General features: G+C 44.9%; 13 protein-coding genes and 1 pseudogene. 8 read left to right on the top strand and 6 right to left on the bottom strand.

What is annotated here, in order from left to right:
• From Q0R35_RS08600 to Q0R35_RS08620, 5 genes and pseudogenes are all read left to right on the top strand, one after another.
• Positions 1 to 192: pseudogene (locus Q0R35_RS08600) on the top strand (phosphatidate cytidylyltransferase); the annotation flags it as partial.
• A gap of 306 nt (positions 193 to 498) precedes the next feature.
• Positions 499 to 1419 carry a geranylgeranyl diphosphate synthase CrtE gene (gene crtE / locus Q0R35_RS08605; RefSeq protein WP_295616189.1) on the top strand — a complete coding sequence of 307 codons (921 nt, stop codon included), beginning with the start codon at positions 499 to 501 and terminating at the stop codon, positions 1417 to 1419.
• A gap of 198 nt (positions 1420 to 1617) precedes the next feature.
• Positions 1618 to 2073 carry a divergent PAP2 family protein gene (locus Q0R35_RS08610; protein ID WP_295616227.1) on the top strand — a complete coding sequence of 152 codons (456 nt, stop codon included), beginning with the start codon at positions 1618 to 1620 and terminating at the stop codon, positions 2071 to 2073.
• A gap of 311 nt (positions 2074 to 2384) precedes the next feature.
• Positions 2385 to 2603, top strand: coding sequence for a DUF4327 family protein (locus Q0R35_RS08615; protein ID WP_295616192.1), 219 nt, complete (start codon positions 2385 to 2387; stop codon positions 2601 to 2603).
• A gap of 170 nt (positions 2604 to 2773) precedes the next feature.
• Positions 2774 to 3973 (top strand): argininosuccinate synthase, encoded by a 1200-nt coding sequence (locus Q0R35_RS08620; RefSeq protein ID WP_295616195.1) that lies wholly within the window; start codon positions 2774 to 2776, stop codon positions 3971 to 3973.
• 172 nt (positions 3974 to 4145) lie between these two features.
• Here Q0R35_RS08620 and Q0R35_RS08625 read toward each other — a convergent pair whose 3' ends face one another.
• Both Q0R35_RS08625 and Q0R35_RS08630 read right to left on the bottom strand, forming a co-directional pair.
• Positions 4146 to 4523 carry a DUF2358 domain-containing protein gene (locus Q0R35_RS08625; RefSeq protein WP_295616198.1) on the bottom strand — a complete coding sequence of 126 codons (378 nt, stop codon included), beginning with the start codon at positions 4521 to 4523 and terminating at the stop codon, positions 4146 to 4148.
• A 108-nt stretch (positions 4524 to 4631) separates the two neighbouring features.
• Positions 4632 to 5270 carry a hypothetical protein gene (locus Q0R35_RS08630; RefSeq protein ID WP_295616202.1) on the bottom strand — a complete coding sequence of 213 codons (639 nt, stop codon included), beginning with the start codon at positions 5268 to 5270 and terminating at the stop codon, positions 4632 to 4634.
• A 102-nt stretch (positions 5271 to 5372) separates the two neighbouring features.
• On the opposite strand from Q0R35_RS08630, the gene Q0R35_RS08635 reads away from it, so the two are divergent.
• Positions 5373 to 6044, top strand: coding sequence for a DUF3386 domain-containing protein (locus Q0R35_RS08635; protein ID WP_295616205.1), 672 nt, complete (start codon positions 5373 to 5375; stop codon positions 6042 to 6044).
• Positions 6045 to 6268: 224 nt separating this feature from the next.
• Positions 6269 to 7255: a Ycf66 family protein gene (locus Q0R35_RS08640; protein ID WP_295616208.1), complete on the top strand. Its 987-nt coding sequence runs from the start codon at positions 6269 to 6271 to the stop codon at positions 7253 to 7255.
• Positions 7256 to 7262: 7 nt separating this feature from the next.
• Here Q0R35_RS08640 and Q0R35_RS08645 read toward each other — a convergent pair whose 3' ends face one another.
• On the bottom strand, positions 7263 to 8789 hold the full coding sequence (locus tag Q0R35_RS08645) for an MBOAT family O-acyltransferase (protein WP_295616211.1): 1527 nt from the start codon (positions 8787 to 8789) through the stop codon (positions 7263 to 7265).
• Positions 8790 to 9021: 232 nt separating this feature from the next.
• Positions 9022 to 11529, bottom strand: a complete 2508-nt coding sequence (locus tag Q0R35_RS08650; protein ID WP_295616216.1) for a hypothetical protein — start codon at positions 11527 to 11529, stop codon at positions 9022 to 9024.
• Positions 11530 to 11803: 274 nt separating this feature from the next.
• Here Q0R35_RS08650 and dprA point away from each other — a divergent pair, with 274 nt between their 5' ends.
• Positions 11804 to 12952: a DNA-processing protein DprA gene (dprA, locus tag Q0R35_RS08655; RefSeq protein ID WP_295616219.1), complete on the top strand. Its 1149-nt coding sequence runs from the start codon at positions 11804 to 11806 to the stop codon at positions 12950 to 12952.
• 200 nt (positions 12953 to 13152) lie between these two features.
• Here dprA and Q0R35_RS08660 read toward each other — a convergent pair whose 3' ends face one another.
• Positions 13153 to 14208 carry an ABC transporter permease gene (locus Q0R35_RS08660; protein WP_295616222.1) on the bottom strand — a complete coding sequence of 352 codons (1056 nt, stop codon included), beginning with the start codon at positions 14206 to 14208 and terminating at the stop codon, positions 13153 to 13155.
• Between the two features lie 163 nt (positions 14209 to 14371).
• A partial coding sequence (locus Q0R35_RS08665; RefSeq protein WP_295616224.1) for a hypothetical protein occupies positions 14372 to 14697 on the bottom strand: 326 nt, incomplete at its 5' end.

Raw genomic sequence — 14697 nt, forward strand, 5'->3', positions numbered from 1 at the left:
AGTTATGTTATTGTCGCGATCGTTTTATTAACCGTTCAAGGTAATATTTGGCAAACCTGGCTAGTAGGCATCCCCGTCGCCATCGCCGCCACCGCCATCGAATCGATCGCACAATGGGGCTTAGATAATCTTACAGTACCCTTAATTAGTGCGGGTTTGGCGTTTTTTGTCAACCAATGGAGATGGGAGTAAGGAGATGGGAGAACGGAGATGGGAGCGAAAAGTGCGTTTTTGGGGTTTCCCCAAGTGAAGCACCTTTTCAAGAGAGATGGGGGTGTAAAAAGGATAAGAGATTTGGAAAGTACAAAGAAGAGGTAAATTTCAAATCCTCCTTACTCCTTACTCCTTACTTCTTACTCCTTACTTCTTACTTCCCTCTCCCATCTCCCATCTCCGCCCTCCCATCTCCTAAAAAGAACCAAAGCCTCGTAAAATAGTTGAGACAAGGATCTCGAACCGATCGACGGTTGCGATCTCGCGCCCCACTTTCTAGCACCAATGACTAGCAACCAGGATTTAATCTCGACGATCGCCGCCTTCGATCTTAAAGCATATCTAGCCGATCGACAGCCTAAGGTAGAAGCGGCTCTAGATGCCGCTATTCGCCCCGGCTACCCCGATACAATCTATGCAGCCATGAGGTACTCATTGTTAGCTGGCGGCAAGCGTCTGCGCCCGATTTTGTGCTTGGCTAGCTGTGAAGCAGTTGGTGGCAATCCCGATGTAGCGATGCCGATGGCTTGCGCGCTAGAAATGATTCATACCATGTCGCTGATTCATGACGATCTTCCAGCGATGGATAATGATGATTATCGGCGGGGTAAATTGACAAACCACAAAGTATATGGCGAGGATATTGCCATTCTCGCGGGAGATGGCTTACTGGCTTATGCCTTCGAGTATATCGCCACCCACACGCACGGAGTCAGTGCCGATCGCGTCCTGCGTGCCATCGCTCATTTAGCCAGAGCCGTCGGTGCCGATGGTTTAGTCGGCGGGCAAGTTGTCGATTTAGAATCCGAAGGCAATGCCGAGATTTCGATCGAGACGCTGATGTACATCCACAATCATAAAACAGGCGCGTTGTTTAAATCATCGGTAGTTGGCGGGGCAATTTTAGCAGGCGCAACCGAATTAGAAATCGAAAAATTAACCAAATTTGCCCACAATATTGGATTAGCATTCCAAATTATCGACGATATTCTCGATATCACCGCCACCCAAGCCGAATTGGGTAAAACAGCAGGCAAAGATTTACAAGCTCAAAAAGCGACCTATCCTAAACTGTGGGGATTAGAAGAATCTAGACACCAAGCTGATAAACTGGTAGCTGAGGCTAAAACCATCTTGGCTGAATTTGGAGATCGAGCGCGACCGCTCCAAGCATTAGCTGATTATATTACCGATCGAAAAAATTAATTTAAGCGATTTGCCAAAGGCAAGGCTACGCCAACGTCAGATCGAGACCGACAATTTCACCTGGTTCGGCTTCTCGCTCCAGTCAAGTTGTTATGTCAATGTCAATGGTTGAAATCCAACTTGCGATTGGCATTTGCTACTATTTCAGTTCTCCTCTCAATTTAGGTCACTTGCGTGGTGAATAAAACAACCCCTCTCATTAACGATATCGGTCTGATTCTCGATAACCGAATTTTACTAGTAGCCATTGCTGCTTGTCTGATCGCGCAGGTACTCAAACTGATTATCGATACGATCCAAAATGGTAAGGTTAGTGCTAAAGTATTGACGACCACAGGTGGAATGCCCAGCGCGCATTCGGCATTAGTAACTGCTCTAGCTACTGGAGTCGGACAAAGTTTGGGCTGGAAAAGTGCCGAATTTGCGATCGCCGTAATTTTTGCAATCATTGTGATGTACGATGCGGCGGGAGTTCGTCAAGCTGCTGGCAAACAAGCACGGATTCTCAATCAAATGGTCGATGAATTATTTTCTGAAGATCATAAATTTAATGAGGAAAAGCTCAAAGAACTATTGGGACATACTCCCGTCCAAGTGATTGCTGGTTCGATCTTAGGCATCGCAATTACCTGGCTGAGTTTGCAAATACCTTAGTCCGTCGCTCGTTCCCTGCTCTACCTCTCCTTCACGAGAAGACCTGCCTTTGGCAATCGGTTCCGTGTCATAGTAAGGTAAGACATTGCGATCGGGTATATTTATCGAAGAATAAATAGATCGATTGATATTTTGAGATTATTTATTTTATTCCGATCGAGATCTTTGGTAAAATAAAGTTTGACAATATTCGTAGTTATACGGTACAAATATAAGAGCGAACTTTTTAAAGCATTATCTTACCGCGCTCGATCGAGTATTTAGCGCGAAGTTAGTTTCACTCAAGCATTCAAACAATTAAATCTTCATCTATGACCCAGCAAGTGCTTCACCCGATGGTGAAAATGCAACGTCAGGTAGAATCTTTGGTAGCTTCCAAGATTCTGAATCCTAGCGATCGAATTTGGAAAATTGCCTTTTTGTATGGCGACAAATGGCAACACTGGAAAAATGAATTATTAGAATTCGGTTTTACCCTCCAAGATCCAGTCAGCGATCTCCTCGAAGTTGAAGGTTGGGACGAAGACTAAATCTTACCGAGAAGTCGCATTGAGCCGATCGTTTGTAAAATTTGGACATATTATCGATTAGCTGACACGCGCTCTTTCCGGTCATCTAGATCTCAGATTGTTCGTCAGCTACTATCCACCAAACACCATTCACTAGATAATAAAGACTCGTTACATTAGATTAACTACTTATGGGTCGTGCTAAAAAAGTCGTGCTTGCTTATTCTGGTGGAGTAGACACCTCTGTCTGCATTCCCTACCTCAAGCAAGAATGGGGTGTCGAAGAAGTAATTACTCTCGCCGCAGATTTGGGACAGGGAGACGAATTAGAACCAATTCGTCAAAAAGCTCTAAACTCAGGTGCTAGTGTCTCGCTCGTGGCTAAAGCGACGGAAAGTTTTATTACCGATTATGCTTTTCCCGCACTCAAAGCAAATGCTTTGTACGAAAATCGCTATCCGCTCTCGACTGCGCTAGCGCGTCCATTGATTGCCAAATTGCTAGTAGAAGCAGCGGCTGAGTATGGTGCAGATGCAGTCGCACACGGTTGTACTGGCAAAGGTAACGATCAAGTCAGGTTTGATGTTTCGATCGCTGCCCTCAATCCTAACTTAAAAGTGCTAGCCCCCGCACGGGAATGGGGCATGAGCCGCGAAGAAACGATCGCCTACGGTGAAAAATGCGGTATTCCCTCACCCGTTAAAAAATCTTCACCTTACAGTGTCGATCTTAACTTACTCGGACGCAGCGTTGAAGCTGGCCCACTCGAAGATCCTTGGGTGGAGCCACTCGAAGAAGTTTACGCACTCACAAAAGCGATCGAGAATACCCCTAACGAGCCAGAATATATCGAAATTGGCTTCGATCGAGGTATTCCAGTCAGTGTTAACAGCGTAGCACTCGATCCGGTCGCCCTAATTACTCGATTGAATCAACTCGTCGGCAATCATGGTATCGGTCGCATCGACATGGTGGAAAACCGTTTGGTAGGCATTAAATCGCGAGAAATTTACGAAGTTCCCGCTTTATCTGTCCTAATCCAGGCACATCGGGAACTAGAAAGCCTCACCCTCACAGGCGATGTCACCCAATACAAACGCAGCATCGAAGAAACCTACAGCAAAATGGTTTATAACGGTCTGTGGTATTCGCCGCTTAAAGCTGCCTTAGATGCTTTTATCGAGCAAACCCAAGCACGAGTCTCTGGCACCATCCGGATCAAGCTATTTAAGGGCAATGCGGTCATTGTCGGTCGCAAGTCTAGCAATAGTCTCTACGACATGGACTTGGCTACCTACGGTGCTGACGACAAGTTCGATCATAAAGCTGCTGAAGGCTTTATCTATGTTTGGGGTTTACCAACGCGGGTTTGGTCGCAACGGAATAAGTAGAAAGTAAGGAGTAAGAAGTAAGGGGCTTGCAATTTAATAAATTACCAGTCGGTTTAGGTTGTGCCTACAGCAGGCTGTCGTAGGCACAACCTAAACCGACAAATATCTGGGATGTTATTTCTACGCAAGTCCCTAAGGAGTTTGAACACTTCTAATATCTATTCCCTATCCCCTATCCCCTAAAATGCTGCTTCACAACATCTAATACAGATCGATCCCAATAGTCGATATGGCTGGTAATTAACTCTAAATCGTTGACTAATAATTCACTCCTACCCGTAATCGCAATCCGGGGTTCCCAGGGTAGGGGTGTATTCCAGCTTAACGACCACCGGGTAGTTATTAGTCGATCGATCCGCTGAATTTCTAGTAGTTCTAGATGGGGATTTTTGAACCATTTTTGAATGAATGCGATCGTTTTTCGATAGCGGTTCAGTCCCCGAAACTTCGATGTTGGATCTTGAAAATAGACATCTTCAGCATAAATATCATAATTTTGATCGAGCGGGAATTTAGCATAGTCTTGACGCAGAATTTCAAGGATATCCATTGTTAGAGCGGGGAGCGGGGAGCGGGGAGAGGGGAGATGGGAGTTCCAAAGCCTAAAACCTAAAACCTAAAACCTAAAACCTAAAACCTAAAACCTAAAACCTAAAGCCTAGTACTGTGCGGTAGTAAGAATATTATGAATTAATCCGCTTTTAGATGGAGGCTCTGTTTGTAATATGTAAGTGCGAATCATTTGGGTAGTAAGTTCGTGTTGGTGCTTGTGTTTGAATACCGACAACATTGCTAGTACAGTTAAAAGATCCTTAGATTTAAGCGGAATAAAATGACCGCCGATATCGGGAGATAATAACTTAGGCAAACATAGTGGTAATAGCCGAACATCGGTCATTAAATCGGCTTGGCGGAGTAGGCACAATCGATCGAGTCCAAAATCCTTATATACTAGCAATCTCGTGCAAGCTTCACTCACCAGTTCGGGATCGGTAAATGGTAAAATGCAAATCCCCAGGTGAATTTGAGAGCGATCGGGTACCAGACAAACTACTTTAAAATCAATTAAGCCGCCATTGCGTCCGGGTGGATAAATTCGATCGATACTCTCGATGTAAACGTTGGCAATAGTGCAACCGATCGCGAGTGATAACCACAATAACAGTCCAGCGGCGATTTTTTCTTTGTCGGCGATCGATTGGGATAATTCGGGAGTCAATACCTGACGTTCGACAGCGAAAGCAGTTGCTACCGCCGATGCGTCCGCACTCGATAGTTGGAAATCTGGACTAGTCATCTTTAATTATCATCATCCGGTCGTCTCAGGGCGAAAATTCAGGAAAAAATCCCTAAAATGGGATTAAATGGGATTAAATACCAAATAACACATTTAGGCAAGATGACAGAATCAAAATCGGCGCAAGAGCTATTTCAGGCTGCATACGAAAATCGCTACACTTGGGAGCCGGGTTTTCCTGGTTACAAGGCGGCGGTTGAGTTTAAGCATGGCGATGTGGTTTTGAATGGAACGATCGTCGTCAATGCCAATTTAAGTGCAGAAGTGATGGGAATAGAAGATAAGGACGCTCGTGACTCTATTATGGGACAACTCCGCGAAGTTGCCATCCATCGCGTCCGTCGGACATTTGCCGACACTCATAGCAAAAATACCTTTAGCTATGGTGAAACTGACTCTACAGGTGCGGTAGAAATCCTCATGGGCGGCAAATCTGAGGGCGATCGGTATAAACTTCGGAATAATGAAGTTTGCCACGTCCATCGGCTTATTCACGGCATTCGAGTGACGATCGATACTTTCAGTAGTCACGATACTGGTGCTGGTTATCTGTCTCATCGTTACGATTCGGTCTATACCGATCCGGCGACGGGCGAAGTCAAGAGCGGTAAAATCGTGTTTGAAGATAATTATCAACAAGCTGGCGATTACCAAGTTCTGCGCCAACGGATTATCCAAGCTGAAGAAAACGGTCAACCGACGACTACCGAGTTTAACTTTACCAACATTGAGTTATTACCTGCCAAGGTCGAAGCCGTAGCTGCAACAGTTTAATTCTCATTTCTGACTGGAAAGCCAACGACTGGAAGTCGTGGCTAATGTTGCAAAGTCCGCCTACGCGGACTAATTACCCGATCTGTGTAGGTTGTACTAGCAACTTGGGTTAGTAGCGATCGTGATGATGAGATCGCTTGGTTTAACATCGCGATCGTCAAGACCAACATTATGAGATGCTGAATATAATTCGAGACATTGGCTTGTAGGAGTGTTCTATCAAAATGCTGGCATATATCTTAGCTGTCGTAGTCGGTACTGGTAGTGTTGGTTTGTATCTCGCCGCCTTCTTTTTACCCGCAGTCCATCGCAAACAAGATTTTATTTGGAGTGGTGTGGGCTTATTTTATGCCCTATTTTTGTGGCTGTACGCTCATCAGGTAACGGGTGGTATTTTAGTCGGACAAACTGCTAGTGTCGTGCTGCTCGGCTGGTTGACATGGCAAATCTTCAATCTGCGCCGCCAAGTAGTAGAACCACTCAGCCAACAAATTACTATTCCAAGTAGTGTAAATAAATCAATTCCTAAAGCTGCTAAACCTGCCGCTAAACCCACCGATACCGCGCCAGCATCAACACCACTTGCTAACACCAGAGTACCTGCTAAAGCGGCTACAACACCCGATCGGGCAGCTAAAACTACCTCTAATTCAACTTCTACAGCCGCTAATAAATTCACCACGCCAGTTACATCCATTGTTACAGAAGCTGCACCTAGAGAGCGAAAAGCAGCTCCAGCAAGTACTCCCCCAATTCCAACACCTAGCAGTCTCGATTTGGTAAAACCTGCGCCTGTCGAACGGAAAACTGCTCCCGCAGCCGTTGGCGGAGCCTCTCCTCTGGAGAATCACATTTCGCAAGCTGTAAATATTCCCTCCCCTCCAGCACAACCATCCAGCAATCTCGATCCGGCGAAAACTATAGAACGAAAAGTAGCTCCAGCAGATCGCACGCAATCTGCGACACCACCGCAACCACCACAACCGCTACTCGTTGCTGCGGAAGAAGATCGAGCCTGGATTACACTCGAAGTCAAACCAGCTTCGGTATCATCGTCACCATTAGGAACTCCCACTCCACCACCAGCGGCGAAAATTCCCCCAACACCTCAATCGACAGTTGTTCCCGCAGTCGCACCGACTCAAAATGTCCCCGCTACTCCAATTCAAACCACCACAAAAATCGATACTGAAGATGGAAAGCCGAGCTAAATAAACTTTAGAAATCAAAATAAATAAACGCCAAGCTTTCAGCCGGAGATAATAGCCAGACAATATACAGACACAGCGGAATTAAAGTTAATTTGAGATGCCAATTAAAGTTTAATTTCAACACGCGATCGAATAGATATGCAAGCATCATAGCTAGGGTAATGCCGATGAGAATTAATAACATTTGACTATCGGCTAACTTGAGATTTTCGACATATATCTTAGTTGCAAACTGAGCATCGCGGGGATATCCCCACAGATGTTGAAATACTAAATTAGACTGGGCAAGACTTGGAAGTCGAAACCAAATCCAAGTGACAAATACTAATAATTGAGTCAAAAACCAGCCAACAACATTACCTAAACTACTCCGCCAAAATCTGGCTAGCGATTCGATTCGCTCCGATAATGTGTGAGTCAATCGATGGATGACGAGCGCGCTACCATGAATCGCACCCCAGACAATATAGCCCCAGTCTGCACCATGCCAAAGTCCAGAAATTAACATCAGTAGAAATAAATTAAGACAAGTGCGGAGCAATCCCAAGCGCGAACCACCCAAGGGAAAATAAATATAGTCGCGTAACCAATTTCCCAGACTGATATGCCACCTCCGCCAAAAATCAGCGATACTGGTACTCATATAGGGAAAATTAAAGTTTGTCGGTAAATTTACGCCAAACAAAATAGCCGTTCCTAAGACAATATCTACATAACCGCTAAAATCTAAATACAGTTGTAAACCATAGGCAAAAATTGCCAACCAGAGATCGATGCTCCCGGCGCGATCGAGATTATTTGGATCGAAAACTAGCTTGACAAATATTGCTAAATTATCGGCAATTAATGTTTTTTTAATCGCACCGTTGGCAATCAGCCAGCCTGCTTCTGTCAACCGTTCGATCGTCGGAAACCGTAAGTTATTTAATTGTGGTGCAAATTGATGATAATGAGTAATTGGCCCCGATACTAGCTTGGGGAAAAATGATTTATATGCGGCATATTTAAGTAAATTTCCAGTTGCGGGACTGCCTTTGTAAACATCGATTAGATAAGCCGCTGATTCAAAACTGAGAAAAGAAATACCTAAAGGCGGTAAAAAATTAGCTTTGAGCCATATCGCTAGTGGCTGAATTTCGGTCGGATTTATCGGAGCAAAAATACTGACTATAAATGGAATATATTTAGCAGCGATTAACAATAAGATATTAAAAACAATTCCAGCAATTAAAACTCTTTGTCGCTGCTGTTTTCCTCTCGGTAACCATCGCCAAAAGTAGTCATCGCCCAGTCGATCTTGAATTTCTTTATATTCAATAATCTGGCTTTCCAGTAATATTTTTCCAATCCAATAATTTGCCAGAATCATGGCTAAAATTACTGGGAAATATTGAAGTTGCCGAAAAGAAATATAGAAGCCGATACTAGAGATTACTATTACCCATAACTTCTGGTTTTGCTGTTTGGCTATTCCCCAATAAAATATTAAGGTGATGCACAGAAAAATCGCATACGCAGGCGATATGAATTTCATTGATGGTGGATAGTGGATAATGAATAGTGGATAGTGGATAGTGAATGGTAGATACTCCCTTTCCACTTTAAGGAGATTAGTCTTCTCTTTGCTCTATGTTCTCTGCGCCCTCTGTCTTGATTTGTTAAACCGTCGGGGAACAGAGGCGTGCACAAATCGCTGCGCCTCTGCGGTTTAAAAAAGATGTCTAATTTTAACTGGCATCTATACTCTTATAATGGAAAGGAAGTAGCTATTTGAGATTGCTGTTAGCTTTGATAACCGATGCTCCTTTCCAGGGGATTCCTTCGATTCGTGCTAGATACCTACTGACATCGCTCGCGCCAATTTGATTGAGATGACTGGGATCGGAAAAGCGATCGTAATTTTGGTCTAAAACACCATCCATATCGACAAAAGTTAGTTGCTGCGAATCCATTGATTTTTGCATGTATTCTTTAAAAGTAACTTCATGTTGACGACGAACTTTATCTAAGTAAATATCTGATAACGGCAGGTTGACAAATACCAATGGGATCTTATGACTTGCTAATAACTCAATCGTCCGATCGAGAGCGCGTTGCTGAAGCCCTAATAATTGAAAATTGGCATAATCGCCATCGCTATCGCCAGTAACTTTAGTATATTTCTGGTAGTAAGTAGCCGGATCGAATTGTAGATCGATCGCGAGGAAGCCATCGAAATCAATTTCACGGGGGTGATGTTTATCTTCATTCGCATCAAGTAATGCCGCCGAGTCGATATCGATCGTGGTATTATTGCGATCGGAAATTTGGAGCGTTGCGGGGATTTTAGACTGCAACCAACTTTTAAGTCGATCGCGATGGTGATAAGCTGGTGACAATCGATCTAAGCGACGATCGAAGGCATTATCGATCGCCTTATAAGTATTTTGGAAAGAAGATTGCGCTTGAGATAGCGATGAATTATCGTCATTACTTCCCGACATTAACGCTAATTGTCGATAGCGATCGGATGTCGCAATTGCATCATAAGTGCGATCGATTCGACCGCTATTAAATGCTCTCGCACCATCCGCCCAAATTACTAATTTTGGTAACTGCTGAGGTGTTAGTAATTGCCGTAAAATTAGATCGACAACTTGAGCGGTGGCACCATTAATTCCAAAATTATAGAGTTTAGGATTGGTATAACCGCGATCGACCAAACTGCGTCGTAATACTTCCGGATCGACACCCCGTAAGGCGCGAGAACTACCAACGATCAATACATCGGGTACGCCATGTTGCAAGCAGCGCAACTGATATTGAGCTAATTTCTGTTCGAGTAGGGGGTTATTAAATGATAATTGCGCGTTAGTTGTGGCTGAATGAACGGTGAGATTTCTGGAGGCTAATGCATATTTAATCGCAAAATCGCTGCCGATCGTCAAGCCCAATCCTATGGCTAATAACAGTAGCGATGGTTGCCATTTAAAACGAGGGTGATAAACCAATTGACTAGCTTTTTCGATCGTCAATTGGGGTTGCCAAATTTCGGTATTCGCCAGGTATACAGCGATCTTTTGGCTCCAATCGACCTGCTCTCGATCGAAACGTGGGGGCTGTGCTGGAGGTGGTGTGACGATCGGGGGTAAAATGAGCTGTGGCGCATCAAAATCTACCCCATAAGTCCAACGGGAGATCGACTGCCCAGAGATGCGTCCGTGGACGCGTAAGCCCCTAATTGCTGGCAATTGTAATTGCCTAATCACCTTCACAACAGTCGTGGCAACTTGACTTTGAATCGGGCAGATCGGCGCTTCGCTCATCACATGAAGCAGCGGCGGCTGTAGTAGCAGGGAGATATTAATTCCGCCACTTTCAAAACACCGTTCGAGATCGGGATTGAGCAATCGTTCGAGAATGAATCTCAGTGCTTCTTCATCGCCGCGTGCGGCAATGGTAATCGGTGTTGGGGAATAATTTGGATTACCTAAAGCAGGTAAATCGAGCCAGTGAATCCATACGGGCGGCTCATCTATCTGTCCGACTAAATCGGGTTGAGATTGAATACCATGAATTGTAGCTCCTTGAATGCCTTGAGGTGTGAGCGAAATTAGTAGTGGCGCGATCGTATCGAGGACGATCTTTTTGGCAGGAAATCTCGCCGACTGCGAATTTTTAAGCGTACAAAAAATCTGTAATGTGAGATTTTTCAAGACCGCACTCACCTGAATTTCTTCAGGTGCTAGAGCCATATTTAGCAATTTAACGATCGCTTGCACATCACCCCACCGCGCCCAACTCCTAAGCCTAACAGTCGGTGGTGTCAGATCGATCCGCAATCGCCAATCAGGAATTTGCTTACCCGTGGCTACTCGTGCCGAAAACCTCGAAAACTGGACGATCGCATCTTGAAAGTGCTGAAAATTCAGGCTGCGAAGGCTTTTAGTCAGCGGTTCGGAAATTAGTTGAGAGTCTAAAGCCGTTTGCGCGTAACACCTAATCCAGAGCCGATACTCTAAAATTTGCCAGTAGGCATCAGCCGACTGAAACGTAGTCTGTGCCTCGTCGCTGGTAAATTCAGCCATCTGCGGCTGATGTTGGAGCGAAAACTCAAATCTCACCCCCAGCGGACTAAATACCTGCTGTAAAGCTTGAAAAATTAAGCGTTGCTGCTCTGATAAATCTTGGGTTTGGATGAAAGTAGTTTCCCCAGACGCAGCATGAGGATTAACCTCAAACATCGGTATAGGTAGATCGTAACGCTCTCGTTCAAAATAAATAGGTTCGGTCAAAATGCCACCTGCACAACGTATAACGATCGGTAAAAAGAATGCATCTACCAAGGCACGCTCTAAATATTAACGGATTAAGCTCTCCAGCAACCTAATCGCTCACTATCATATCGATCTGTCGGTCGATTTGTGCAGATCTCTAAATACTGGATTTTTAATAGGCTTTAGGCATTGGAACTGCGTTCCTTAGTTTCTCCTCCCAGTCCCCCCGTCCCCCCGCTCCAAAACCTAAAATTCTGGGCATAATAAGTCGAACGAACCTGGAATCGATCGGATGTCACAAGAACGGATTTATTGGTTGGCTTGGTCGAAAGTTAATGGTGTCGGGCCGATTTTAGTCGATCGATTGTACCAGCAATTTGGCAGCCTTGAAGCGGCATGGCACGCCCCTGACGAAAAAATACTTCAGATTTATGGTGTCGGCGCACTGTCGGGTGCCGAAATTTTGGCGGCTCGCGCCAAAATCGATCCCGTCAAATTGCTCGCTCGACAGACGATCGACGACCCTAACTGGTGGGCGCGTAGCGATACCGATTATCCCCGCCTCCTGGCCGAAATTCCCTCGGCTCCGGGCGTTTTATATTACCGAGGGCAAGTCGCTACAATTCAACAACCGGGAGATTTAACGATCGGAATCGTCGGTACTCGCGAGCCTTCCAAATATGGCATTAAGTGGGCGCGCGAAATTAGTACCTGCTTGGCAAAAAACGGGTTTACGATCGTCTCAGGGATGGCTCTGGGTGTCGATACTGAGGCGCACAAAGCCTGCTTGGAAGCTGGCGGGAAAACGATCGCTGTCATTGGTACTGGTGTCGATGTTGTTTATCCGCCGAGCAATCACCAGCTTGCCGCAGACATTCAACAGCATGGTTTAATTGTCAGCGAATATTCAGCAGGAACGCAACCAAATCGACCTCATTTTCCCGCACGTAATCGAATTATTGCCGGATTGAGTCGCGTGACGATCGTGATTGAGGCTCCGGTTAAGTCGGGCGCGCTGATTACTGCTTATCAAGCCAATGACTTCAACCGCGATGTATACATCCTTCCTGGCGCGATCGACAACCCCAATGCACTCGGCTGTCTGGGGCTACTCAGTCGCGGCGCACAGCCGATTCTAGGCTTGAAACATCTCCTCGAATTACTCTCTTCCATCCCTCAACTCGATTCCCGGCAACTTCAATTACCGTTAATGCCACAGCTCGATCTCGCTCCAGCTATAGCGAAAGTTAATGCTCCCGCGATAGAATTAGCTCCCGATCTTCACCAAATCTGGCTGTTAGTTGGTGACGATCCGATCGATTTTGACGATTTGGTATCGAAAGCTCAGTTACCAGTGGCGACTGTTTCGAGTAGGTTATTGCAATTAGAATTGCTCGGCTCGATCGAACAGTTACCAGGAATGAGATATCAACGCTGTTAAAATAAATACCCAAGGTTGAAATCGTGGTTATATAGGTAGCAATTAATTATTTAACCTGAGTTCGGGTTAAGGAAAATCGATCTGCTTCGTTCCTGCACCGCCCCGAACTTCATTTGAGGGCGGTGCAGGAACGGAGCCAAGAGTCATTTTGCGAAATCTTTATCCCGTTAGTGTAGCCTCTCCGACAGGAAAAACTGACGTTATTTAAGATCTGCTAATTTAATACGTGGATCGACAAACTTCAGGAGTAAGTCGGCGATCAAATTACCAATAATTAACATCACCGCTCCAATCATCAAACTACCCATTACCAAATAAATATCTTTAGCGGTCACCGCTGCTAAAATTAGTTTACCGAGTCCCGGCCAATTAAAGAAAAACTCAGCAATAAAAGCACCACCGAGTAAACTAGCAAATTCAAAGCCGAGTAATGTTACTAATGGGTTAATTGCATTTCGTAATGCGTGGACGTAAATCACTCGATTTTCAGATAAACCTTTAGCCCTAGCGGTTTGAATATAGTCTTGACGTAGAACATCTAATAATTCACCGCGCGTAATCCGTTGCAGTCCAGCGAATCCGGTAATCGTTAACGCGATCGTCGGTAAAATCATGTGCCAAAGGATATCAAATAATTGTCCGATCGCCGACATTTCGCCATGATTAATGCTAGTTCTACCACCTACTGGTAAGAGCGGCGAACAAATTTGAGCAACTACTAATAACGATAATGAAGTCACAAAACTTGGAAATCCTTGGGCTGTATAACTGAGTACGCGCAAGAATTTATCGATAAATTTGTTTTGATTGACTGCACCGATAATCCCTAAGGGAATGGCGATCGCCCATGTCAAGATAATTGATGCGATCGCAAGTTCTAGTGTGGCTCTGATGCGCTGTCCGATCAATGTGGTTACGGGTTGGAAGTAGAGCATACTCAAACCTAAGTTGCCTTGAAATGCTTGCCATAACCACTTTAAATATTGTTGAGATATGGTTAACAAGTCTTTTTTAGGACTCAATCCAAATAGCTGTTCGAGTTCTTCGATCCGTTGGGGTGTAATTTTAGGGTTTTGCTTGAGCGTATCGAGAAAGTTACCTGGCGATAACTGAATGATGGCAAAGCATAAGATTGAAGCCAAGAATAAAGTCAAGATCGCTTGGAGCGATCGTTTGACGATATATAAGCAGGTTTCGCTAGCAAATATAGCTTGAATTTGCGAGAGAAAATCTCGGTTAGATAGGGAACGAGTCATGGAGTTAGGAGATGGGAGATGGGAGTTGGGAGTTGGGAGTAAGAAGTAAGGAGTAAGGAGTAAGGAGTAAGAAGGATTAAAAATCTATCCAGTCTCCCAGTCTCCCTGTCTCCCCGCTCCCCGCTAAATAGTAACTTTACTTACGCCCAATACTATTAGCTGTTTATGTATCGATTTTAGTGCGCCAATTTTGATAGAGCTGTTGAATTTTGGCGAGTAGTGGCTGTCTTGCTGGCAAGTCAGAAGATGGTTGAGATTGAATATTGGTTAAGAGTTTTGCTTCGGCGACTGCGACATCGCCATCGCTATAAATTAAACCGCTAATTGCTTCGATGAGTCGATCGTCATCGTAGATCGATCGATCTCCTAAATATGCTTGAATTAAACTTTCGCAGTCGGCGAGGGTAATCGAGATCGTCCCTGCGAGTAATGCTTCGAGTTCGGGATCTACCGCGATCGCATCTGTACCGACGAGCTGATGTGCTTGAG

Origin of the sequence: Chamaesiphon sp. GL140_3_metabinner_50 (assembly GCF_025361915.1) — a bacterium.
Taxonomy (GTDB): Bacteria; Cyanobacteriota; Cyanobacteriia; order Cyanobacteriales; family Chamaesiphonaceae; genus Chamaesiphon.